Genomic DNA, 22,401 nt, shown 5'->3' on the forward strand with positions numbered 1-22,401 from the left:
CGGCGGACCCGCAGGCCCGGGGCCTGCGGGTCCGTACGCGGAGAGGCGCGCGGCGCGGTCGCGCTCAGGCGGCCTTCGGGGCGTTCACGTCGCTCGGCAGCGCCTTCTGGGCGACCTCGACCAGGGCGGCGAACGCCGGGGCGTCGTTGACGGCCAGGTCGGCGAGCATCTTGCGGTCGACCTCGACGCCGGCGGCCTTCAGCCCCTGGACGAAGCGGTTGTACGTCATCCCGTTGGCACGGGCGGCGGCGTTGATCCGCTGGATCCAGAGCTGCCGGAAGTCGCCCTTGCGCTTCTTGCGGTCGTTGTAGTTGTAGACGAGGGAGTGGGTGACCTGCTCCTTCGCCTTGCGGTACAGGCGGGACCGCTGGCCGCGGTAGCCGCTGGCCTGGTCGAGAATCGCCCGGCGCTTCTTGTGGGCGTTGACCGCCCGCTTGACGCGTGCCACGTGTAACTCCTTGTCAGCGGGGCCGCGGGTGACGCACGCGGCCCGGATCGGTTCGGGTCCCGGTCGAGCGGGGGATTACTTGCCGAGAAGCTTCTTGATCTTCTTGGCGTCGGCCGGAGCCGCCCCGGTCGTGCCGGCAAGGCGGCGCGTCAGGGTCGACGGCTTGTGCTCGAGGTAGTGGCGGCGGCCGGCACGCTGGCGCATCACCTTGCCGGAGCCGGTGACCTTGAAGCGCTTGCGGGCACCACTGTGCGTCTTGTTCTTCGGCATGTCGCCGTCTCTCCTCGTCGGTGGCGCTCCCCCGGGTCCACGGCGGATTCCGGGCAGGGGGAAGCGTCAGTGCTGTCTCGGTGGGTTTCCTGGGCGGTGGCCCGGGAGGTGCTCAGGCCTCGGCGGGCTCCCCGGCAGGGTCGCTCTCCTGCTGGCGGCCGCTCTTGCCCTTGCGCGCGGCCTGGGCCTCGCGGGCCTCGGCCATCGCCTCGGTCTTCTTCTTGTGCGGACCGAGGACCATGATCATGTTCCGGCCGTCCTGCTTCGGGTTCGACTCCACGAAGCCCAGGTCCTGCACGTCCTCGGCGAGCCGCTGCAACAGGCGGTAGCCCAGCTCCGGACGGGACTGCTCCCGGCCGCGGAACATGATCGTGATCTTGACCTTGTCCCCCTGCTTGAGGAACCGGACGACGTGACCCTTCTTGGTGTCGTAGTCGTGCGGGTCGATCTTCGGCCGGAGCTTCATCTCCTTGATGACCGTGTGCGCCTGGTTCCTGCGCGCCTCACGGGCCTTCATGGCCGACTCGTACTTGAACTTCCCGTAGTCCATGAGCTTGCACACGGGCGGGCGGGCGTTCGCCGCCACCTCGACCAGGTCGAGGTCGTACTCCTGAGCGAGCTCCAGGGCCTTGGCAAGCGGCACGATGCCGACCTGCTCGCCACTGGGACCGACGAGTCGCACCTCGGGGACGCGAATCCGGTCGTTGATGCGGGGCTCGGCGCTGATGGGGCCTCCTCGGGTGCACCACACGGCAGTCTGGCGGACTGCCGCGCAAGATCTGGATTGAGTGTGCCGACCACCCGCGCCCGGAAGCACGAAACGCCCCGGACGGGACACAGGCGGGGCTCCTCACAGACCGGGAGCACCGCCGCGGATCTCCGCGGGGCGCAGCCTGACCGTTGACCCGGCGGTCCGCTGGACCACAGGGTGGGAGATCGGAGCCTCCACTTGTGGGCCGGACCTCACACGTGTCCGGCCGGTCGATGTTCGAGCATACCAGGATTCGGCAGCGGAGGCCGCACGCCTACCCTGGCAGCCATGAGCGACTCCGCCGAGAACCGGCCTGCGAACTTCGACACCATGACCCGCGACATCGCCGACGTGCCCGCCGTGGAGGTGATCACCACGGTCGCCGTGCACCTGATGAGCTCGGCCGCGGTCAAGTGCGGGCTGTCCGAGGACGGCGAGGCGCACAAGGACCTGGACGAGGCACGGAAGCTGATCCACGCGCTGGCCGGGCTGGTCACCGCCGGCGCGCCCGAGATCGGCTCCTACCACGCCGCCCCCCTCCGCGACGGGCTGAAGTCGCTGCAGCTCGCCTTCCGGGAGGCCTCCACGGTGCCGGACGAGCCGGGTCAGGGCCCGGGCGAGAAGTTCACCGGGCCGGTCACCGGCTGACGCGGGAAGCCGCGGGTCGCCGGAGGCGGCCCGCAGTGGCAGCCCGGCGGAGGCGGCCCGCAGTGGCAACCCGCAGGAGCAGCCCGCCGGAAGCGGCCCGCTCACTCGTCGCCGGGCAGCCGCCCGGGCCGGTGCCCGACCTCGTCCGCCGGGTGGGTGAAGCGGTGCACCACGGCGGCGAGCGCGCCGCCGATCAGCGGCGCGACCAGGAAGAGCCAGAGCTGGGTGAGCGCGGCCCCGCCCGCGAAGAGCGCGGGGCCGAGACTCCGCGCCGGGTTGACCGAGGTTCCCGTCAGCGGGATGCCCACCAGGTGCACCGCCGCGTAGGCCATGCCGTACGGCAGCCCGTCGAAGCCCAGCACCGCCACCCGGTGGGTCACCGAGAGCAGCACGTAGACCAGCAGGAAGGTGAGCACGATCTCGGCCAGCAGCGCCCCGAAGGTGTTGATCCCGACGGCCGAGCGGTCGCCGAAGCCGTTGGTGCCGAACTTCTCGTCGGTCTCCAGGCCGGGGATCTGGATCACCACGAGGAAGAGCAGCAGGGCCCCCAGGATGCCGCCCACCACCTGCGCCACCCAGTAGCGCACCGCGGTGGGCAGGTCGATCCGGCGGGCCAGGAACATGCCGAGGGTGACCGCCGGGTTCACATGGCAGCCGGAGAGGGCGCCGAGCGTGTAGGAGAGCGCCAGCAGCGTGAGCCCGAAGGCGAGCGCGATGCCGAGGCTGCCGACGTACTCCCCGGCGACCACCGCGGCCCCGACGCCGAAGAAGACCAGCAGCAGCGTGCCGAGGCACTCGGCCACCAGCGGCCGTGGCTCCGTCACCGTCAACGTCTCCGCCCGCATGGCGCCGCCTCTCGTCGGGTCGATCGCGGCTCCCCGGCCACCGGTGCGCCCGGGAGGTCTCCGACGAGTCTCGGGGCGTGCCGGATGCCCCGCATGCGCAGTGCGCCAAGCGGGTGGCGGGCGTGCGGCTGCGCCGCTGAGACGCGGCCGCCCGCCTCAGCGGCGCAGCAGCGCGGTCTCCGGCAGGGCGCTGCCGGGCGGCAGCACGGCCAGGTCCAGACCGTGCACCAGCCGGGCGCGCAGCACCTCGTCGGCGGCCAGCGCCGCGGCCACCCGGCGGGCTGCGGCCGACGGCTCCGCCTCCGGCGTCAGGGCGAGCGCCAGCGTGCCGTCGGAGTCCGCGCCGCCGGGCACCAGGTGGGCGCCGGCCACCTCCGGGTCGGCGGCCAGCACCGTGCGCAGGGCCTCCGCGACCTCCCCGGTCACGCCGGCGGGGCCGGAGGGACCGGGCCCCGGTCCCGCTGCGGCCCGGTCCGGGGCGGCGGCGCGGGCGGCCAGCGCGCGCAGCGCCGGGCCGGCGAGCTCGTAGGTCACCGGGCCGGCCAGGTCGATCAGCAGCGTGTCGGCGCCCTCCTGCGCGGCGGCCCGCAGCGCCTGGGCCAGCGGCACGGCGACGGGCCGGGCGTCGGCCTGCCAGCGGGCGAGCGCTTCGGTGGAGGTGAAGGCGGGCAGCGCCCGCCGGCCGCCGGGGGCGGTCAGCGTGGGCACCGCCATGTCGCTGCTCTTCTCCCGGCGCAGCCCGTCCGGGCCGGTCTCCGCCTCCCCCAGCACGGCCACCACCGGCACCAGCAGCCGGGCTCCGCGGAGCGCGTCCAGCACGCGCGGTTCGGCGGCCGGGTCGGCCTGCCAGGCGGCCAGTGCGCGGGCGAGCTCCGGGTCGGCGGAGCCGTCGTCGGCGGAGAAGCCGGGATCGGGGATGTTCTTGAGCGCCACGGGACGAGCGTATACGCGCCGCCGGGCCTGCCGGGACGGCGGCCCCTACCGGCGGAAGGGCCGGACGCCGCGCTGGAGGGCGATCGCTGCGGCGATGAGCAGCACCCCGCAGACCGCGGCGGCGGGCGCCAGCCATCCCGTCCCGCCGCCGTCCGCCTCCGGCTCGGGACCGCTGCCGAAGTAGCGCTTCCGGTACGGCTCGGGGCTGGGCTCCAGGGCGCCCGGCTCCAGGGTGCGGGCCAGTTCCAGGGCCGCGGCGGCGTCCACGATCCCGGTGCCCAGCGCGTCGCTGCGTCCGCCGGGCGGGGTGTTCCGTGCGGTGTCCGCGAGCAGGCGCTTGATCTGGGCCGGGGTGAGCTCCGGATGGGCGGACCGCACCAGCGCGACCACGCCGGAGACGAAGGCGGCGGCGGCGCTGGTGCCCCAGCCCTCGTAGTAGGCCCGGTCCGGCTCGGTGATGATCACGTCGTCGCCGGGTGCGCTCACCGTGGCGTACCAGCGGCGGGTGGAGAAGGAGGCACGGGCGCCGTCCCGGTCCACGGCGGTCACCGCGATCACGCCCGGATAGGCGGCCGGATAGGAGGCGTGGTCGCCCTCCTCTCCGCCGTTGCCGGCGGAGGCGACCACCACCGAGCCCTTGCGGAGCGCGTAGCGCACGGCGGCGTCCTGGGCGGGCCGCGGGTGCGCCGAGGAGCTGTCGTCGCCCAGCGAGAGGTTGATGACGTCGGCGCCCTGGTCGGCCGCCCACCGGATGCCCTCGGCCAGTGCGCCGCCCCGGGTACGGCGGGCCTTGTCCCGCTGCCCGTCGCGGTCCTCCAGCAGCACCCGTACGGGCAGCACCCGGGCCTCCGGGGCGACCCCGACCACGCCCAGTCTGCCGTCCGGGCCGTGCCCGTGGCCGGCGATGATGCCGGCCATGGCGGTGCCGTGCTGGGCCCAGTGGGGGTCGCCGGGCCCGGCGCCGAAACCGATCAGGTCCTTGCCCTCCGTCACCGAGCGCCGGATGTCGGGATGGGTCCCGTCCACGCCGGTGTCCAGCACGGCGACGGTGACACCACGGCCGCGGGTGGTCTTCCACGCCTCCGGGGCGTTGACCGCCTCCAGGCCCCACTGGCGCTCCCGGATTCCCTCCCCCGCCGCGTGCGCGGGGCCCGCCGTGACGGGCAGCGCGGAGAGCACCGCGGCCAGCAGCAGGGCGGCGGCGCGGAACGGAGGTGCCGCGGGGCGGCGGGGCCGGAGGAGCCGTCCGGCGAGCGGGAGCCGGGCACGGCGCGGGCCGGGGCGACCGGGGCGCCGGCGTGCCGGGCTTCGTCCCGGGCCGGGCGCACGGCCACCTGCCGCGTGGAAGGGGCGGGTCACGGTGTCTCCTCCGGCTCCGCGCCGGGCAGCCGGTCGCGCAGCCGCTGCCCGATCCGGCCGGCCAGGCCCTGCGCGGCGTGCCCGAGGCCGGCCTGGGCCGGGGCGGTGGTCTTGCCCTCCTCGGTCGCCTCGGCCGCGGGCTGGGGCGCCGGGACCGCCCGGCCGTCGGCGAAGCCGCTGACGGCGTACACCACGACCGGGGCCGTGCGGAAGACCTCCAGGGTCCAGCTCGCCCGCTGGGCGTCGCCGAAGCCGGCGGCCACGGTGCCGCGGGCGGCGTACGGGCGGGGCATGAGGTCGGTGCGGGAGGTCAGGTCCTCCTCGGCGAAGCGGGTGCGGAGCGCCCGCATGCCCGCGGCGTCGGCCTCGGTGAAGAGGATGCCGACGGTGGTGACGCTGGAGCTGGTCTCGTCCGCGTAGGTGGCGCGTATCAGCCGGCTGCAGCCGACCGGGGAGAGCGCCTTGGCGAGCAGCGGGTCGAAGGCGTCCCGGCAGCGCTCGTCCGGCGGGGCCACGGCGATCCGCGTCCAGCGGCGGTCGGCACCGCCCGGGCCGGCGTCGTCGCCGCGCACGGCACGCGGGAAGAGCGTGTCGACGGGGACCGTGTGCCACAGCCCGCGGGCGTCGTCGAAGACGGCCTCGGCGCTTCCGGTGCCGGCCTCGGCGTCACCGGTGAGCCAGGTGCCGGCCGCGGTGCCGCCGAGCAGGCCCACGCCCAGCACCAGGCAGGTCACCGCGGCCACGCCGCGCAGCGGCGGGCGGGCGGGGGGCTCCTCGCGGATCGGGCGCAGCCGGAAGGTCGGCGGCCCGCCCGGGTCGTCGTCGTACGGGTGTGCGGGGCGGCGCCCGGCGGTGAGCGGCGCTCCCGTGGGGGGCGGCGGCTGCGGCACCCCGCCGGGCACCGGCGGGCGGCCGGACGGCGGCGCGGCCCAGGAGTCGCGGGCCGTGCCGGTGGGGCCGTCCCGGCGTCCCGGCCCCGGCGAGCCGTCGTGGCCGGTACGCCCCGGTACGGCGGACGGGCCGCCGCCGGCGGAATCGCCCGCGCGGGCGGCGCCCCGCTCTCCGGCCGGGGCGGCGGGTCCCGGCGCACCGGCGGAACCGGTCTGCCCCGGAGATCCGGCCGGGCGGGGCCCGGGCCGGCCGGTGACGTCGCCGCGGGCGGCGGACCGGGCGCCGCCTGCGCGGGAGGTGTCCCCGGCGGCCGCCGGGCGGGAGACGGGTGGGCGCTCCCCGGGGGTCGTGCCCCGGCGGGGGCGCTCACCGGCCGGGCGGGCGGGCTCGCCGCGGCCCGCGGACGCCGGCGGGCCCGCGGGTCGCGGCGGAGTGCCGGGGACGGGCGGGGCGGCGGGACGTGGGGGCGCGCTGGGGCGTGGCGGCACGGCAGGACGCGGCGGGGCCTCCGGGGTCCCGGTGCGCTCGGCGTCCGTGCTCATCCGCACCCCTCCGCGCTCCACCGCCCGGCGCGCGCGCCGTGCGCAGGCCGGTTCCGTTCCGACAACACGCCCTCGCCGCCCGCGGCATGGCGCGCGGTCACTCTACGGTGCCCACCAGTGCCTCCGGCAACCCGCTCCCCGGGGCTGCGCGGGACGGCGCCGTTCTGGCAAGCTGCCCGGGTGTCCGTCACCTCTGCCGACACCCTCGCCGACCCGGTCGCCGACCGGGCGCGGTATGACCGTGCGACCGCCCGTCTCGACGCACCGCTGGCCCTCGTCGATGTGGCGGCCTTCGACGCCAACGCGGAGGACCTGGTACGCCGGGCCGGCGGCAAGCCGGTCCGGGTCGCCACCAAGTCCGTACGCTGCCGTGCCCTGCTGGAGCGCGTGCTGGCCCGGGACGGCTTCCGGGGGGTGATGGCCTTCACCCTGGCCGAGGCGTTGTGGCTGGCGCGTTCCGGGGTGCCGGACGTCCTGGTGGCCTACCCCTCGGCCGACCGGGAGGCCTTCGCGGAGCTGGCCTCCGACCCGGAGCTCGCGGAGGCGGTCACCGTGATGGCCGACGACCCGGCTCAGCTCTCGCTCATCGACGCCGCGCGCGCGGGCGGGCGGGCGGAGATCCGGGTCTGCCTGGAACTCGACACCTCGCTGCGGCTGCTGGGCGGAAGAGTGCGGGTGGGGGCCCGCAGGTCACCGCTGCACGCCCCCGCGGCGCTCGCCGAGGCTGCCCGGTCGGTGGTGCGCCGGCCGGGCTTTCGGCTGGTCGGGCTGATGGCGTACGAGGGGCATGTGGCCGGTGTCGGCGACGCGGTGCCCGGCCGGCCGCTGCGCTCCCGCGCGGTGCGGCTGATGCAGACGGCGGCCCGCCGGGAGCTGGCCGCACGCCGGGCGGCCGCGGTGCGTGCGGTCCGGGCCGTGGCGCCGGACCTGGAGTTCGTCAACGGCGGTGGCACGGGCAGCGTGCAGCACACCGTGGCGGAGGACGCGGTCACCGAGGTGGCCGCGGGCTCCGGCCTGTTCGTGCCCCGGCTCTTCGACCACTACCGGTCGTTCTCCGGCCGGCCCGCCGCCCTGTTCGCGCTGCCGGTGGTGCGCCGCCCGGGAATCGGCGTGGTGACGGTGCTGGGCGGCGGGTATCCGGCCTCGGGCGCGGCGGGCGCCGACCGGCTGCCGCAGCCGTATCTGCCGCCGGGCCTGCGGTACGACCCGGTGGAGGGGGCCGGCGAGGTGCAGACCCCGCTGCTGGGCACCCCGGCCGACGACCTGCGGATCGGGGACAGGGTGTGGTTCCGGCACGCGAAGTCCGGGGAGCTGTGCGAGCGTTTCGCCGCGCTGCACCTGGTGGAGGGCGACCGGGTGACGGCGACCGTGCCCACGTACCGGGGCGAGGGCCGCACCTTCCTCTGAGCGGTGCGGCGGCCGGCCGCCGGCGTCCCGCCGGCCGGCCCGTCCGTCAGACCTGTTCGCTGTTGTCGTCCTCGGCGATCCGGCCCTCCCTGATCCCCTTGACGAGCCGGTCCATGTGGCCCAGCGGCGGGGCGTCCGCGTGGATGTCGAAGCCGCTGCGCAGCAGCAGCATCCGGCCGGAGCCGTCGGGGTGCTCGAACGCCACGGACTCGACGTAGGCGTCCGGGTCCACCCTGTTGTCGATCCTCCAGCGGACCCGGTAGCCGTCCTGCCCGGCGACCCGCACCTCCCCCGCCTCGATCTCCTCGTGCGCGGTGATGCCGCCGTAGTAGTCGGCGGCGTAGGAGGACTCGGCGTTGACCCGGATGTCGCCCCGGGCGACGTCCTCGGGAGTGCCGGAGGACGCGGCGTTGAGCACGATGGCCCCGGCGCGCACACAGCGCTCGGGCTTGTCGCCCGGACAGGTGTACGACTTCCCGTTGACGGAGGCGCCGTGGAAACCCGGTGAGCGGGTCCAGCCGTCCAGCAGCGGCAGGACGACCCCGGAGGCCGGTGTCATGCGGTCGCCGTCCGGGGTGGTGCTGGGGCCGCTCTCGGGGCCCTCCCGGGACCCGTCGTCGGGCGGACCGGTGCTCTCCGGAGCGCCGGTCGGCGGGCTGCTCTGCCGGGCCTCGGTGCCGTCGTCGTCCCCGCCGCCCGAGCCGGCGATCACCACTCCGCCGACGACGAGCGCGAGGGCGACGGCTGCGGCGCCGGCGAGGGCGGCGACGGCCGGGCCGCGGGAGCGCTTCTGCGGGGACGGCGGGTAACCGGGGGGCGCCACGGGGAAGGAGCCGGGCGGCTGCGGCGGCACCGACCCCGGCGGCGGGGGCGGCGGGGCCTCCGCGGGCCGGGTGTGCTCGGTCCACCGCTCACCGTCCCACCAGCGCTCGAGGGCGGGTCCGGTACCTGTGTACCCGGGGTCGGCGAACCAGCCGGGAGGGGTCCTCATGGTCACGCGGAGAACCCTAGGGCAACAGGTGTACGAGCCGCAGCGGGGTGGGCGGAGCGGCACGCCGCCCGGGGCGCACGCCCGTTGAACGCGCGCCGCCCGCGGCCCCGCCACGCCTCAGAGCGGGGTCACGTACGCGCCCGCGATCCCGCCGTCCACCAGGAAGCCGGTGGCGTTGACGAAGGAGGCGTCGTCGCTGGCGAGGAAGGCCACGGCGGCCGCGATCTCCTCCGCCTCGGCGAACCGGCCCGCCGGCACGTGCACCAGGCGCCGCCGGGCGCGCTCCGGGTCCTTGGCGAACAGCTCCTGCAGCAGCGGGGTGTTGACGGGTCCCGGGCAGAGCGCGTTCACCCGGATGCCCTCCCGGGCGAACTGGACGCCCAGTTCGCGCGACATGGCCAGCACCCCGCCCTTGGAGGCGGTGTAGCTGATCTGCGAGGTGGCGGCGCCCATCACGGCGACGAAGGAGGCGGTGTTGACGACCGAGCCGCGCCCCTGCCGGCGCATGTAGGGCAGCACCTCGCGGCAGCAGAGGTAGACGGAGGTGAGGTTGGTCTGCTGCACCCGGTGCCAGGCGTCCGGCTCCGTGCTGAGGATCGAGTCGTCGTCGGGCGGCGAGATGCCGGCGTTGTGGAAGGCGACGTCGACGGAGCCGTAGGTCTCGTGCGCGGTGCGGTAGAGGGCGGCGACCTGCCCGGCGTCGGTGACGTCGGCCGCCACGAAGAGGCCGCCGGTCTCCTCGGCGGCGGCCTTGCCGCGCTCGGTGTCGATGTCGGCGCACACCACGTGGGCGCCCTCGGAGGCCAGCCGCCGCGCGGAGGCGAGCCCGATGCCGCTGCCCGCCCCGGTGACCACGGCGGTACGGCCCACGAGCCGCCGGCACACTGCGTCCTGGGTGCTCGTCACTGCTGCTCCTCGGTGCTCAGGAAGACGTTCTTGGTCTGGGTGAAGGCGGTGAGGGCGTCGGGACCGAGCTCGCGGCCCAGCCCGGATCGGCGATACCCCCCGAAGGGGGTGCTGTAGCGCACGCTGCTGTGCGAGTTGACGGAGAGATTGCCCGCGGCGATGGAGCGGGAGACGCGCAGGGCGCGCCCGGCGTCCCGGGTCCACACGGACCCGGAGAGGCCGTAGTCGGTGGCGTTGGCGAGCCGGACGGCGTCGTCCTCGTCCTCGAAGGGCATGATCACGGCCACCGGCCCGAAGATCTCCTCGACGGCTGCCCGGTCCTCCGGGGCGGCCTCCAGCACCGTCGCCGGGTACCAGTAGCCGGGCCCGGCCGGGATCTCGCCGCGGATCGCGGCGGGCGCGTCCTCGGGGACGTAGGACCGTACGCGCTCCCGGTGCGCGGCGGAGATCAACGGACCCATCCGTGTCTCCTCCGCGGCCGGGTCCCCGGCCCGGAAGGTCTTCACCGCGGCTTCCAGCAGCTCGAGGAAGCGGTCGTACACGCCGTGCTCCACCAGGATGCGGCTGCGGGCGCAGCAGTCCTGGCCGGTGTTGTCGAGGAAGGAGGCGGGGGCGGCGGCCGCCGCGGCCTCCACGTCGGCGTCGGCGAAGACCACGTTCGGGCTCTTGCCGCCCAGTTCGAGGGTGACCGGCTTCACCTGGCGGGCGCAGGCGGCCATGATCTCCGCACCGGTCTCCGTGGAGCCGGTGAAGACCACCTTGGCGACGCCGGGGTGGCCGACGAGGGCGGTGCCGGTGACCGGGCCGTCGCCGGGGAGCGCCTGGAACAGCCCCTCCGGCAGCCCGGCCGCCAGGCCGAGTTCGGCCAGGCGCAGGGCGGTGAGCGGGGTGGCCTCGGCGGGTTTGAGCAGCACGGCGTTCCCGGCGGCCAGCGCGGGCGCGGTGCCCCAGGCGGCCACCGGCATGGGGAAGTTCCAGGGGGCGATCACGGCGACGACGCCCAGCGGCTCGGCGAAGGTGAGGTCGATCCCGCCGTCGACCGGGATCTGACGGCCGGTGAGGCGCTCCACGCCGCCCGCTGCGTAGTCGAGCAGGTCGCGGACGTTGCCGGCCTCCCAGCGGGCGTTGGTGACCGGGTGGCCGGCCTCGCGCACCTCGAGCTGCGCGAGTTCCTCGCGGTGGTCGTCGACGGCGGCGGCGAAGCGGCGCAGCAGCCGGGCCCGGTCGGCGGGCGGCAGCGCGGCCCAGCGCCGCTGTGCGGCGGCGGCCCGGGCCACCGCCGCGTCCACCTCGGCGGGCGTGGTGGCGGCGACCGTCGCGACGACCTCTTCGGTGGCGGGGTTGACGATGCGGTGCTCGTGCACGCTGTGGTTCCTCACATCCGTTCGAAGGAGCGGTAGCGTTCCCAGTCGGTGACCGCGGCGTCGTAGGCCTGCTGCTCGACCCGGGCCATGTGGGCGTAGTGCCGGACGACCTCCTCGCCGAAGGCGTCGCGGGCCAGCGGGCTCGCCCGCCAGCGGTCCGCGGCGTCCCGGAGGGTGGCGGGGACGCGGGCGGCGCCGGCGGTGTAGGCGTTGCCGGTGCAGGGCTCCGGCAGTTCCAGCTTCTCGTCGACGCCGTGCAGCCCGGCGGCGATCATCCCGGCCACGGCCAGATACGGGTTGACGTCGCCGCCGGGGACCCGGTTCTCCAGCCGGTGGGAGGGGCCGTGCCCGACGACCCGCAGGGCGCAGGTGCGGTTGTCCGGTCCCCAGGCGACGGCGGTGGGTGCGAAGGAGCCGGGCTGGAAGCGCTTGTAGGAGTTGATGTTGGGCGCGTAGAGGAGGGTGAGGTCCGGCAGGGCGGCGAGCTGGCCGGCGAGGAAGTGGCGCATCACCGCGGACATCCCGTACGGCGCGGTGTCGTCGGCCAGCACCGGACGGCCGTCGGCGTCGCGCAGCGACAGGTGGATGTGGCAGGAGTTACCCTCCCGCTCGTCGTACTTGGCCATGAAGGTGAGCGCCCGCCCCTCCTGGGCGGCGATCTCCTTGGCGCCGGTCTTGTAGAGCGCGTGCTGGTCGCAGGTGGTGAGGGCGTCGGCGTAGCGGAAGGCGATCTCGTGCTGGCCGAGGTTGCACTCGCCCTTGGCGGACTCCACGGTCATGCCCGCGCCGCCCATCTCGTTGCGGATGCGGCGGAGCAGCGGCTCCACGCGACCGGTGCCGAGTACCGAGTAGTCGACGTTGTACCGGTTGGCGGGGGTGAGCCCGCGGTAGCCGCCGTCCCAGGCCTGCTCGTAGGAGTCCTCGAAGAGCATGAACTCCAGCTCGGTGCCGGCGTACGCGGTCCAGCCGCGGGCGGCGAGGCGGTCGAGCTGGCGGCGCAGTATCTGCCGCGGGGAGGCCGCGACCGGGGAGCCGTCGTGCCAGGCCAGGTCGGCGGTCATCAGGGCGGTGCCGGGGGTCCAGGGGACGCGGCGCAGGGTGGCCGGATCGCCGTGCAGGGCGAAGTCGCCGTAGCCGCGCTCCCAGGAGGACATCTCGTAGCCGTCCACGGTGTTCATCTCGGCGTCGACGGCGAGGAGGTAGTTGCAGCCCTCGGTGCCGTGGGCGAGCACCTCGTCGAGGAAGAACCGGGCGGCGAACCGCTTGCCCTGGAGCCTCCCCTGCATGTCGGTGAAGGCCAGCACCACGGTGTCGGTCTCGCCCGCGGCCACGAGCCTGCGCAGCTCGTCGACGGAGAGGGGAGGATGGCGGTCGGGGTCTGCCACGGGGGCCTCCTGAGGTCGGCGGAGTTTTAAGGTAGTCACAGATACCTTTGATGGGGAAGTAGGCGGCATGAAGAGCGTCCACGGCGGTGCGGCGGCCGACCCGCTGGCACCGGTACTGCGCCCGGTGCGGGCGGGCAACGGCTTCGAGGAGGCGCTGGAGCAGATACTCCAGGTCGTCCGGCTGGGTCTGGTCGCCCCGGGCGACCGGCTGCCGGCCGAACGCGAACTGGCCGAGCGCCTCGGGGTCAGCCGGGTGACGCTGCGCGAGGTGCTCCGGGTCCTCCAGGACGAGGGCATGGTGGTCAGCAGGCGCGGCCGGTACGGGGGCACCTTCGTCCGCGACCCGCAACCGGCGGCCGCCGGGGAGCCGGGCGCGCTCTCCGTGACGCCGGCAGAACTGGAGGACACGCTGCGGTTCCGCGAGGTGCTGGAGGCCGGCGCCGCCGGCCTCTGCGCCACGGACGGCCTGCCCCCGGACGGCGCGGAGCGGCTGCGCGCGGCGCTGGACGCCACCCGGGACGCGGCCCCGGACGACTACCGGCGCCGGGACACCCTCTTCCACCTCACGCTGGTGGAGCTCGCCGGCTCCCCCACCCTGACCGCGCAGTACGCCGCGGTCCGCGCCCCCCTGAACGACCTGCTGAACCGCATCCCGCTGCTGGTGCGGAACCTGGAACACGCGCAGCAGCAGCACACCGCCCTGGTGGAGGCGGTGCTCGCGGGTGACGCGGAGGGCGCCCGGGAGGTGGCGCGGGAGCACTGCGCCGGCACCGCGGCGCTGCTCCGCGGGTTCCTTGCTTGACCGGCCTGACCGGCCCGTCTGCCGGCCGGCGGCTGCCGGGCCCGCCGCCGGGGGCCGCTGCGCCACGAGTTCCGTCCGGGGGTCTTGCGGACCTCTGCACCGAGCGCAATGGTATGGGACCACACCAAAAGAGCTCAGGGCAGGAGCCGCTCATGGCCGAGGAAACCGGAACCCGTGCCCCCGGACCCGCCGTCCCCGCCGGCGGCGGCGCCCCCGGCTCGCCGCCCGGGGACGCCTACCTCCAGCGGCGGTCGCTGCGGCGCGGCAGCGCCGGCTGGCTGCTGCTGACCGGGCTCGGCGTGGCCTACGTCGTCTCCGGCGACTACGCCGGGTGGAACTTCGGCCTCGCCGAGGGCGGCTTCGGCGGGCTGGCCGTCGCCACCGTGCTGATGGGCGCGATGTACACGTGCATGGTCTTCTCGCTGGCCGAGCTCGCCTCCGTACTGCCGACCGCCGGCGGCGGCTACGGCTTCGCCCGCCGTGCCCTGGGGACCTGGGGCGGCTTCCTGACCGGCACCGCCATCCTCATCGAGTACGTCCTGGCGCCGGCCGCGATCTCCGTCTTCATCGGCGGCTATGTCGAGTCCCTCGGGCTGTTCGGGCTGGAGTCCGGCTGGCCCGTCTACCTCGCCTGCTTCGCGCTCTTCATCGGCGTCCACCTGTGGGGCGTCGGGGAGGCGCTGCGCTTCAGCTTCGTGGTGACCGGGATCGCGGTGGCCGCACTGCTGGTCTTCTGCGCCGGTGCCCTGGCCCACTTCGACGCCGGCGCGCTCGACGACATCCCCGTCGACCACGCCGCCGCGGGGTCGAGCTCCTGGCTTCCCTTCGGCCTGCTGGGCATCTGGGCGGCCTTCCCGTTCGGCATGTGGTTCTTCCTCGGCATCGAGGGAGTGCCGCTCGCCGCGGAGGAGGCCAGGGACCCCGTACGGTCGCTGCCGCGGGCGATGGCCCTGGCCATCGGCGTCCTGGTGGTGCTGGCACTGCTGACCCTGCTGCCCGCGGCGGGCGCGGCCGGCTCCGACGCGCTGAAGGACGCGGACAACCCGCTGGTGGCCGCGCTGGAGACGGCCTCCGGCGGAAACTCCACGGTGCTCAGCCGCATCGTGAACTACGCGGGACTGGCGGGGCTGGTGGCCTCCTTCTTCTCCCTGATCTACGCCGGTTCCCGGCAGCTCTTCGCGCTCTCCCGGGCCGGCTACCTGCCGCGCTTCCTGTCCCTGACCAGCCGGCGCAAGGCGCCCTGGCTGGGCCTGGTGGTGCCGGGGGCCGTCGGCTTCGGGCTGGCCGCGGCCACCGGCGACGGCGCCCGGATGCTGAACATCGCGGTCTTCGGCGCCTCGGTCTCCTACGTCCTGATGTCCCTCTCGCACATCGTGCTCCGCCGCCGGGAACCCGCTCTGCACCGCCCCTACCGCACCCCGGGCGGGACGGTCACCTCCTCGGTGGCCTTCGTGCTGGCCTGCGCGGCCGTCGTCGCCACCTTCCTGGTGGACCCGGAGGCGGCGGGCATCGCGCTGGTCCTCTACGTCGTGGCCGTCGGCTACTTCACCTTCTACAGCCGGCACCGGCTGGTGGCCACGGCGCCCGAGGAGGAGTTCGCCGCGCTGGCCGAGGCCGAGGCGGAGCTGGAACGCTGAACCGCAACCCCGGACGACGGCGCGCCCCGAGGCCCCGTCACCGCAGAAGGGATCCCGCATGCCCGGACCGCTCATCGGCCTCAGCACCTATCTGGAGGAAGAGGCCCGCTGGGGCGTGTGGCGGCAGCCCGCCGCGCTGCTGCCCGCCGGCTACCACCGGCTGGTGCAGGCCGCGGGCGGCCTCGCCGTGCTCCTGCCGCCGGACCCCGCGCCGGGCGCGGCCGCCGCCGCCGTCGCCCGGCTGGACGGGCTGGTGATCGCGGGCGGCCCGGACGTCGACCCTGCCCGCTACGGCGCCTCCCGGGACCCGCGGACCGGCCCCCCGGCGCCGGAACGGGACGCCTGGGAGCTGGCCCTGATCGGGGCGGCCCTGGAGAGCGGGCTGCCGCTGCTCGGCGTCTGCCGGGGCATGCAGCTCCTCAACGTCGCCTGCGGCGGCACCCTGGTGCAGCACCTGGAGGGTCACGGCGGGCCGCCCGGCGGGCCCGCCGGGGTCTTCGCCGAGCACACGGTGGTGCCGGTGCCCGGCACCGAGCTGGCGCGCCTGCTGCCGGAGCCGGTCGCCGTACCGGCCTACCACCACCAGGCCGTCGACCGCCTCGGCTCCGGCCTGGTGGCGGGGGCGCGGGCGGAGGACGGAACGGTGGAGGCGCTGGAGGCGCCCGGCGCCGGAGGCTGGACGCTGGCGGTCCAGTGGCACCCGGAGGCGGGCACGGACCTGCGCGTTCTCCGCGCGCTCACCGGCCGCGCCGCAGCCCGCCGGGGCTGATCGCGCCGTCCAGGCACGGGCCCCGGAGACCGCCGGGACCCGCCTGCCGCACCGTCCGGGGGCAGCCCCGCGGCGGCCGGGAACGCCTGTCACGCGTTCGGCCGCGCCCGGTCCCCCGGTCCGCAACGGCGGGCCGGTCCCCCGCCACGGCAGCCGGCCGCGGGCAGCGCGGCCACGGTGGCCACGCCGGCGTACGGCGCCCGGGCGGCCGCACCACCGCGCTGTGGTCGAGCCGCCCCTGCGGCCGCCCGCTCAGCGCAACGCCGCGCGCACGGCCGCGGCGAGGACGCGGGGCGCCTCCCGCAGCGAGGGGCCGTACCAGGTCAGGTACCGGCCGTCGACCAGCGCCGCCGGCATTCCGGGGAACGCCTCCGGCCCGTCGTCCGCCGTGAAGCGGTACGGCTCGTCGGGCAGCACCACGAGCCCGGCGCGCCCCGGCGCGGCCAGCTCGGCCAGGGGGACCCGCGGGTAGCGCTCGGCGTGCCCGGCGTAGACGTTCCGTACGCCCAGACGGGCCAGCAGATCCCCGGCGAAGGTGTCCCGGCCGAGCACCATCCACGGCCGCCGCCACACCGGCACCACCGCGGACACCGCGAACTCCGCGCGGAGCCCGTGCCACGCTGCGGCCGCCTCCTCCAGCCAGGCCGGGGCGGGCTGTCCGCACCCGTCGACGAGCACCCGCCGCAGCTCCGCGAACGCCTGCGGGAGCGTGCGGATCTCCGTGACGAGCACCCGGAGCCCGGCCGCGCGCAGCGCCTCCAGGTCGGGGGCGCGGTTCTCCTCCTCGTTGGCGAGAACGAGGTCCGGCGCGAGCGCCGTGATCCGCTCCAGGTCCGGGTTCTTGGTGCCGCGCACCCGGGCCACGTCCAGCCCGGCCGGGTGGGTGCACCAGTCGGTCGCCCCCACCAGCAGCTCCGGCCGCGTCGCGGCCACCGCCTCGGTAAGCGAGGGGACCAGGGAGACGACGCGGCGCACACCGCCGCCGCGCCGTCCGGACGGGTGTGCGGTATCGAGGGCGGCCATGGGGGCACCGTACGCCGTCGCGCACCGGCCCCGCGCCCCGCCCGGCCCCGGCTGTCACCGCCGTACGGCATGATCGGGGCGTGACGACTTCACGGACTGCTCGCCTGATGCTGCTGGACACCGCGTCCCTCTACTTCCGTGCCTACTTCGGGGTGCCGGAGTCGGTGCGGGCCCCCGACGGCACCCCGGTCAACGCGGTGCGCGGGTTGCTGGACTTCATCGCCCGGCTGGTGCAGGACCACCGCCCGGACGCCCTGGTGGCCTGCATGGACTTCGACTGGCGCCCGCAGTGGCGGGTCGAGCTGATCCCCTCCTACAAGGCGCACCGGGTGGCGGAGGAGGCCGCGGAGGGGCCCGACACGGAGGAGGTGCCGGACACCCTCTCGCCGCAGGTGCCGGTGATCGACGAGGTGCTGGACGCGCTGGGCATCGCCCGGGTGGGCGCGGAGGGGTACGAGGCGGACGACGTCATCGGGACCCTGACCCGCCGGGCGGACGGGCCGGTCGACATCGTCACCGGGGACCGCGATCTGTTCCAGCTCGTCGACGACGCCCGTGCGGTCCGGGTGCTCTATCCCGTGAAGGGGATGGGGAACCTCACCGTCATGGACGAGGCCGCACTGCACGAGAAGTACGGCGTGGACGGGCCGCGGTACGCCGAACTGGCCCTGCTCCGCGGCGACCCCAGCGACGGGCTCCCGGGAGTGCCCGGCATCGGCGAGAAGACGGCGGCGAAGCTGCTGACCGCGCACGGGGATCTGGCGGGCGTCCTGGCGGCGGCCGCCGACCCCGGCTCGAAGCTCACCCCCGCGCAGCGGCGGCGGCTGGAGGAGGCGCGCCCGTATCTGGCGGTGGCGCCGCGGGTGGTCCGGGTGGCCGACGACGTGCCGCTGCCCGGCTTCGAGTCCGCGCTGCCGGCGGCGCCCCGGGACCCGCGCGCACTGGAGTCCCTGGCCGTCCGCTGGGGGCTGGGCGGCTCGCTGGAGCGGCTGCGCACGGTGCTCGGCGGCTGAGCCCGAGTGCGGGAGCGGCAGGCGCGCGGTGGAGGCGGAGCAGGAGACGGCGCTCAGCGTTCCAGCGGCCGCCGCCAGGCCGGGTCGGCCGGCGCGGGCAGGCCGGCGGCCCTGCGGGCCGGCGTACAGCCCGCCCTCCGGGTCCGGGAAGACGTCCAGTTCGATGCCCCGCACCCGCTGGCGCTTCAACTGCACCGGGAGCGAGCCGTGGCTGTACAGCAGGTTGCCGAACCCGGGGTCGTGCTGCTCCCTCACCTTCTGCTCGGCGAAGGAGACCTCCCGGTGGTAGCTGTTGTGGGTCGCCATGGCCTGGATCTGGTTGAGCCGCAGGGCGTGGGCGGAGCGCTCCGGGCCGGCCTGCGCGGCGGACGGAAGCGCCGCGACGGCGGCGAGCGCGGTCGCGGCGGAGGCCATCGGCGGAGCCGGTTTCTGCTGCGGGGATGCCTGCGCACGGACGACCTCCGGGCCGGGGTGTACGGACGCCACAACATGCCGCCGGCCGCGCGGAGAAGCAACACCGCCCCGGCGGCCGGGAACTGAACACCCGGTGCACGGTCCCGGCGCCGTACGCCCGGCATCGGCACGCGACGGCACGGAACAGCACGGAACGACGCGCTCCCGCCACCGCGGCGGCCTCCGGGCCACGCCGGAGAGCGCGACTGCCCGGGGACGGTCAGCCGACGGAGCTGTAGGCGACGACGCCGCGCAGCATGCCGTCGATCGCCCGGCGGGCGTTCTTCGGCACCGTGCCGGCCTCCGGTGCGGCGGCGGAGAGCTGCCCCAGCACGTCGATGACCTGCTTGCACCAGCGGACGAAGTCCCCGGCGGGCATCTCCGCGTCACGCAGCACGGCGTCCAGGCCGTGCCCCTCCGTCCAGCGGTACGCCGCCCAGGCGAAGCCCAGGTCCGGCTCGCGCTGCCCGACGCCCTCCGTGGCGGTGACGCCGTGCTCCTCCTCCAGGGCGTCCAGCCGCCCCCAGATGCGCACCATCTCGCCCAGCGCGGCGCGGGCCCGGCCTCCGGGCAGCCGGGGCGGCAGCGCGTCGTCCGCCGCCCGGGACTCGTACACCAGCGCGGAGACGCAGGCGGCGAGTTCGCCGGGGGGCAGCCCCTCCCAGACGCCTTCCCGCAGGCACTCCGACGCGAGCAGGTCCAGCTCGCCGTAGAGCCGGGCCAGCCGCTGCCCGTCCTCGGTCACCCGGTCGCCGTCCAGGTACTCCAGCTCGGTCAGCAGTGCGCAGACCCGGTCGAAGGTCCGGGCGATGGTGTTCGTACGGCCCTCGATGCGCCGCTCGAGCTGGCGGGTGTCCCGGCGCAGCCGGTGGTACCGCTCCGCCCAGCGGGCGTGGTCCTCGCGCTGGTCGCAGCCGTGGCACGGGTGCCGCCGGATCTCGGCGCGCAGCCGGGCGATCTCGGCGTCGTCCGCGGCCTCGGAACGCTTTCTGCGGTGCCGCTGCGGCTCGTGGTGGCCGGCCTTGGTGCGCAGCGCGGAGGCCAGGTCGCGGCGGGACTGCGGGCTGCGCGCGTTGAAGGACTTCGGGATCCGCATCCGCTCCAGCGGCTCGACCGGCACCGGGAAGTCGATCGACGCCAGCCGCTTCACCTGCCGCTGGGCGGTCAGCACCAGCGGCCGCGGCCCGTCGTGGTGGTCGAACCCGCGGTGCCCGGGGCTGCGCCCGGCCGCGGTGCCCGGGTCGAGGACCACGGCCAGCCCGGCGAACTTGCCGGTGGGCACGTGGATGATGTCGCCCGGCCGCAGCTTCTCCAGGGCCGCCGCGGCCTGGGCCCGGCGCTGCGCGGCGCCCTGCTTGGCGAGTTCGGTCTCCCGGTCCTTCAGGGCCCGGCGCAGCCGCGCGTACTCGTCGAAGTCGCCCAGGTGGCAGGTCATGGAGGCGCGGTAGCCCTCCATGCCCTCCTCGTTGCGCTGCACCTGCCGGGAGATGCCGACCACCGAACGGTCCGCCTGGAACTGGGCGAAGGAGGTCTCCAGCAGCTCCCGCGAACGGTGCCGCCCGAACTGCCCCACCAGGTTGACCGCCATGTTGTACGACGGCTTGAAGGAGGAACGCAGCGGATAGGTGCGGGCGCCGGCCAGCCCGGCCACCGCGGCGGGGTCCATGCCGCGCTGCCACAGCACCACGGCGTGCCCCTCGATGTCGATGCCGCGGCGCCCGGCCCGCCCGGTGAGCTGGGTGAACTCGCCCGGGGTGATGTCGACGTGCTGCTCGCCGTTCCACTTGACGAGCTTCTCCAGCACCACCGAGCGGGCCGGCATGTTGATGCCGAGTGCCAGCGTCTCGGTGGCGAAGACGGCCTTCACCAGGCCGCGCACGAAGAGTTCCTCCACGACCTCCTTGAAGGTCGGCAGCATGCCCGCGTGGTGTGCGGCGAGCCCCCGCTCCAGCCCCTCCAGCCACTCGAAGTAGCCGAGGACGTGCAGGTCCTCGTCGGCGATGTCCGCGGTGCGCTCCTCGACGATCTGCCGGACGAGGGTGCGCTCGGAGGCGTCGTTCAGCCGCAGCCCGGAGTAGAGGCACTGCTGGACCGCCGCCTCGCAGCCGGCGCGGCTGAAGATGAAGGTGATGGCGGGGAGCAGCCCCTCGGCGTCGAGCCGGTCGATGACCTCGGCGCGGCTGGGCGTCCACACCCGGGCGCGCTGCCGCCGCTCCCGCTCCCGGTCGGCCTCCCGGCGCGGCCGGGCCCGGCGCCGGTCCCGGGGTGCGGGCGAACGGCTGTTCTCCATCCGGGCCATGCGGACGAGGTCCGGATTGACCTCCTTCTTGTCGCCCTTCTCCTCGAAGAGGTCGTACATCCGCCGGCCGGCGAGCATGTGCTGCCACAGCGGCACCGGGCGGTGCTCGGAGACGATCACCTCGGTGTCGCCGCGGACGGTGTCCAGCCAGTCGCCGAACTCCTCGGCGTTGGAGACCGTGGCCGAGAGCGACACCAGCGTCACCGACTCCGGCAGATGGATGATCACCTCCTCCCATACGGCGCCGCGGAACCGGTCGGAGAGGTAGTGCACCTCGTCCATCACCACGTAGCCGAGCCCGAGCAGCGCCTGCGAGCCCGCGTAGAGCATGTTCCGCAGCACCTCGGTGGTCATCACGATCACGGGTGCGTCGCCGTTCACGCTGTTGTCGCCGGTGAGCAGGCCCACCCGGTCCGCGCCGTAGCGGCGGACCAGGTCGTTGTACTTCTGGTTCGACAACGCCTTGATCGGCGTGGTGTAGAAACACTTGCGGCCCCGGGCCAGCGCCAGATGGACGGCGAACTCCCCGACGATGGTCTTGCCGGAGCCGGTCGGCGCGGCGACCAGCACGCCGTTGCCGGCCTCGAGGGCTTGGCAGGCCTCGATCTGGAAGTCGTCCAGCTCGAAATCGTACAGGTCGCGGAAGGGGGCGAGAGCGGTGGCACGGTCCCGGGCCCGCCTCCGGGCCTCGGCGTACCGCTCTGCGGGGGACAGGTCCTCGGTCATCGTGCCTACGAGCCTACCGGTCACCCCCGCCGGAACTCGATCTCATTGCCGGGCCAGGACGCGTACCGCGCCCGGCACGCTGCGCACGGTGAGCGGGAGCGGCCCGACGGGCTCCCCGTCGGCGTAGGCCGTCACGCCTGGCGCCTCCAGGGCGACGGTGTGCGCCCGGTGCACGTCCACGGCCGGGTTCCCCAGGTGTGTGCCGCGGCGCACACCGGCGAGCAGCCGCAGCAGCGTGCGGCGGGAGCAGGCCCGCACCACGGTGACGTCCAGCAGCCCGTCGTCCGGCCGGGCGCCGGGACAGATGCGCATGCCTCCGCCGTACGAGGGACCGTTGCCGACGGCGACCAGGGTGGTGTCCAGCTCCCGGGGCTTTCCGCCGTCCAGCGTGATCCGGAAGCGTACGGACCGCAGTGCCGCCAGCTCGGCCAGCGCGGCGAGGTCGTAGCGGAGCGGGCCGAGCGGTCCGCGCATCCGGTTGCCGCGCGCGTTGGCCCGGGAGTCGAAGCCGGCGCCCAGCACCGTGCCGTACAGCCGCTCCCCCACCCGGGCCAGGTCGGTGCTCCGGATCCGGCCGTCCCGCAGCGCCCCGGCGATCACCCGGGCAGCGGCCCGCGGGTCGCGCAGCGGCAGGCCGAGGGTGCGCGCGAAGTCGTTGCAGGTCCCGGCAGCCACCAGCCCGAGCGGCACGCCGGTGCCGGCCACCGCCCGGAAGGCGAGGGAGGCCAGCCCGTCACCGCCGACGCCCACCAGTGCCGAGGTGCCGGACGCGACGGCCGCGCGAGCCCGGTCCAGGCCCTCGGCGGCGTCCCGGCCGGCCACCGTGCGGACGGCGAACCCGGCCGCGCGCAGCACCCGCGCGGCCGGCTCCGGAGCGTGCGCGGCCCGGCCGCGGTCCGCCGCGGGGTTGACGAAGAGCGTGATCTCTGTCACGCGGTG

Annotated in this window: 20 protein-coding genes and 1 pseudogene; 6 read left to right on the plus strand and 15 right to left on the minus strand. The window is 75.6% G+C overall.

From position 1 onward, the window contains the following. Positions 1-64: 64 nt before the first annotated feature. From rplT to infC, 3 genes are all read right to left on the minus strand, one after another. The gene (rplT, locus tag HOY81_RS08840; RefSeq protein ID WP_237319695.1) at positions 65-448 is read right to left on the minus strand and encodes a 50S ribosomal protein L20; all 384 of its coding nucleotides are present in this window, start codon (positions 446-448) and stop codon (positions 65-67) included. A 75-nt stretch (positions 449-523) separates the two neighbouring features. Beyond that, positions 524-718: a 50S ribosomal protein L35 gene (rpmI, locus tag HOY81_RS08845; RefSeq protein WP_237319696.1), complete on the minus strand. Its 195-nt coding sequence runs from the start codon at positions 716-718 to the stop codon at positions 524-526. Positions 719-830: 112 nt separating this feature from the next. Next, complete coding sequence (gene infC, locus HOY81_RS08850; protein WP_237319697.1) at positions 831-1,469, minus strand: translation initiation factor IF-3; 639 nt, start codon at positions 1,467-1,469, stop codon at positions 831-833. Positions 1,470-1,757: 288 nt separating this feature from the next. On the opposite strand from infC, the gene HOY81_RS08855 reads away from it, so the two are divergent. Further along, entirely contained in the window at positions 1,758-2,117 is a 360-nt protein-coding gene (locus tag HOY81_RS08855) for a DUF1844 domain-containing protein (RefSeq protein WP_237319698.1), read from the plus strand. A 101-nt stretch (positions 2,118-2,218) separates the two neighbouring features. Here HOY81_RS08855 and HOY81_RS08860 read toward each other — a convergent pair whose 3' ends face one another. From HOY81_RS08860 to HOY81_RS08875, 4 genes are all read right to left on the minus strand, one after another. Next, entirely contained in the window at positions 2,219-2,962 is a 744-nt protein-coding gene (locus HOY81_RS08860) for an MIP family channel protein (RefSeq protein WP_237319699.1), read from the minus strand. A gap of 156 nt (positions 2,963-3,118) precedes the next feature. Beyond that, entirely contained in the window at positions 3,119-3,895 is a 777-nt protein-coding gene (locus HOY81_RS08865; RefSeq protein WP_237319700.1) for an SseB family protein, read from the minus strand. A 45-nt stretch (positions 3,896-3,940) separates the two neighbouring features. Continuing rightward, on the minus strand, positions 3,941-5,074 hold the full coding sequence (gene mycP, locus HOY81_RS08870) for a type VII secretion-associated serine protease mycosin (protein WP_237319748.1): 1,134 nt from the start codon (positions 5,072-5,074) through the stop codon (positions 3,941-3,943). A gap of 176 nt (positions 5,075-5,250) precedes the next feature. Then, the gene (locus HOY81_RS08875) at positions 5,251-6,144 is read right to left on the minus strand and encodes a hypothetical protein (RefSeq protein WP_237319749.1); all 894 of its coding nucleotides are present in this window, start codon (positions 6,142-6,144) and stop codon (positions 5,251-5,253) included. Between the two features lie 723 nt (positions 6,145-6,867). Between HOY81_RS08875 and HOY81_RS08880 the strand changes: the two genes are divergently transcribed. After that, positions 6,868-8,094 carry an amino acid deaminase/aldolase gene (locus HOY81_RS08880; RefSeq protein WP_237319701.1) on the plus strand — a complete coding sequence of 409 codons (1,227 nt, stop codon included), beginning with the start codon at positions 6,868-6,870 and terminating at the stop codon, positions 8,092-8,094. 46 nt (positions 8,095-8,140) lie between these two features. Here the strand turns inward: HOY81_RS08880 and HOY81_RS08885 are convergent, their stop codons facing one another. The 4 genes from HOY81_RS08885 to HOY81_RS08900 all read right to left on the minus strand — a co-directional run bounded on the left by HOY81_RS08885 (position 8,141) and on the right by HOY81_RS08900 (position 12,740). Next, positions 8,141-9,085 carry a DUF2510 domain-containing protein gene (locus HOY81_RS08885; protein WP_237319750.1) on the minus strand — a complete coding sequence of 315 codons (945 nt, stop codon included), beginning with the start codon at positions 9,083-9,085 and terminating at the stop codon, positions 8,141-8,143. Between the two features lie 117 nt (positions 9,086-9,202). After that, positions 9,203-9,991, minus strand: coding sequence for a 3-oxoacyl-ACP reductase (locus HOY81_RS08890; RefSeq protein ID WP_237319702.1), 789 nt, complete (start codon positions 9,989-9,991; stop codon positions 9,203-9,205). Beyond that, entirely contained in the window at positions 9,988-11,355 is a 1,368-nt protein-coding gene (locus tag HOY81_RS08895; RefSeq protein ID WP_237319703.1) for an aldehyde dehydrogenase, read from the minus strand. The genes HOY81_RS08890 and HOY81_RS08895 overlap by 4 nt, the downstream gene beginning before the upstream one ends. 11 nt (positions 11,356-11,366) lie before the next feature. After that, positions 11,367-12,740: a glutamine synthetase family protein gene (locus HOY81_RS08900; RefSeq protein WP_237319704.1), complete on the minus strand. Its 1,374-nt coding sequence runs from the start codon at positions 12,738-12,740 to the stop codon at positions 11,367-11,369. 67 nt (positions 12,741-12,807) lie between these two features. Here HOY81_RS08900 and HOY81_RS08905 point away from each other — a divergent pair, with 67 nt between their 5' ends. The 3 genes from HOY81_RS08905 (at position 12,808) to HOY81_RS08915 (ending at position 15,948) form a co-directional block, all read left to right on the plus strand. Further along, positions 12,808-13,542, plus strand: a complete 735-nt coding sequence (locus HOY81_RS08905) for a FadR/GntR family transcriptional regulator (RefSeq protein ID WP_237319705.1) — start codon at positions 12,808-12,810, stop codon at positions 13,540-13,542. Between the two features lie 152 nt (positions 13,543-13,694). After that, positions 13,695-15,179, plus strand: coding sequence for an ethanolamine permease (eat, locus tag HOY81_RS08910; protein WP_237319706.1), 1,485 nt, complete (start codon positions 13,695-13,697; stop codon positions 15,177-15,179). A gap of 58 nt (positions 15,180-15,237) precedes the next feature. Beyond that, positions 15,238-15,948 (plus strand): gamma-glutamyl-gamma-aminobutyrate hydrolase family protein, encoded by a 711-nt coding sequence (locus HOY81_RS08915; RefSeq protein ID WP_237319707.1) that lies wholly within the window; start codon positions 15,238-15,240, stop codon positions 15,946-15,948. A gap of 252 nt (positions 15,949-16,200) precedes the next feature. Here the strand turns inward: HOY81_RS08915 and HOY81_RS08920 are convergent, their stop codons facing one another. Beyond that, positions 16,201-16,971: a helical backbone metal receptor gene (locus tag HOY81_RS08920; RefSeq protein WP_237319708.1), complete on the minus strand. Its 771-nt coding sequence runs from the start codon at positions 16,969-16,971 to the stop codon at positions 16,201-16,203. A gap of 107 nt (positions 16,972-17,078) precedes the next feature. On the opposite strand from HOY81_RS08920, the gene HOY81_RS08925 reads away from it, so the two are divergent. Continuing rightward, a complete protein-coding gene (locus HOY81_RS08925) occupies positions 17,079-17,984 on the plus strand; it encodes a 5'-3' exonuclease (RefSeq protein WP_237319751.1) in 906 nt (301 codons plus the stop codon). A gap of 111 nt (positions 17,985-18,095) precedes the next feature. On the opposite strand, the pseudogene HOY81_RS27320 reads toward HOY81_RS08925, so the two are convergent. From HOY81_RS27320 to HOY81_RS08940, 3 genes and pseudogenes are all read right to left on the minus strand, one after another. Then, positions 18,096-18,398: pseudogene (locus HOY81_RS27320) on the minus strand (Ca2+-dependent phosphoinositide-specific phospholipase C); the annotation flags it as partial. 259 nt (positions 18,399-18,657) lie between these two features. Continuing rightward, the gene (locus HOY81_RS08935; protein ID WP_237319709.1) at positions 18,658-21,462 is read right to left on the minus strand and encodes an RNA helicase; all 2,805 of its coding nucleotides are present in this window, start codon (positions 21,460-21,462) and stop codon (positions 18,658-18,660) included. Between the two features lie 42 nt (positions 21,463-21,504). Next, a complete protein-coding gene (locus HOY81_RS08940; RefSeq protein ID WP_237319710.1) occupies positions 21,505-22,395 on the minus strand; it encodes a diacylglycerol kinase family protein in 891 nt (296 codons plus the stop codon). Positions 22,396-22,401 lie beyond the last annotated feature (6 nt).

The sequence above is a fragment of the Streptomyces sp. JJ36 genome, from assembly GCF_021696945.1.
Taxonomy (GTDB): Bacteria; Actinomycetota; Actinomycetes; order Streptomycetales; family Streptomycetaceae; genus Streptomyces.

Bases quoted from the DNA above. Each gene is read 5' to 3' on its own strand.
- rpmI (WP_237319696.1), bottom strand. From the start codon at position 718: ATGCCGAAGAACAAGACGCACAGTGGTGCCCGCAAGCGCTTCAAGGTC.
- HOY81_RS08855 (WP_237319698.1), top strand. From the start codon at position 1,758: ATGAGCGACTCCGCCGAGAACCGGCCTGCGAACTTCGACACCATGACC.
- HOY81_RS08860 (WP_237319699.1), bottom strand. From the start codon at position 2,962: ATGCGGGCGGAGACGTTGACGGTGACGGAGCCACGGCCGCTGGTGGCC.
- HOY81_RS08885 (WP_237319750.1), bottom strand. From the start codon at position 9,085: ATGAGGACCCCTCCCGGCTGGTTCGCCGACCCCGGGTACACAGGTACC.
- HOY81_RS08905 (WP_237319705.1), top strand. From the start codon at position 12,808: ATGAAGAGCGTCCACGGCGGTGCGGCGGCCGACCCGCTGGCACCGGTA.
- eat (WP_237319706.1), top strand. From the start codon at position 13,695: ATGGCCGAGGAAACCGGAACCCGTGCCCCCGGACCCGCCGTCCCCGCC.
- HOY81_RS08915 (WP_237319707.1), top strand. From the start codon at position 15,238: ATGCCCGGACCGCTCATCGGCCTCAGCACCTATCTGGAGGAAGAGGCC.
- HOY81_RS08920 (WP_237319708.1), bottom strand. From the start codon at position 16,971: ATGGCCGCCCTCGATACCGCACACCCGTCCGGACGGCGCGGCGGCGGT.
- HOY81_RS08925 (WP_237319751.1), top strand. From the start codon at position 17,079: ATGCTGCTGGACACCGCGTCCCTCTACTTCCGTGCCTACTTCGGGGTG.
- HOY81_RS08935 (WP_237319709.1), bottom strand. From the start codon at position 21,462: ATGACCGAGGACCTGTCCCCCGCAGAGCGGTACGCCGAGGCCCGGAGG.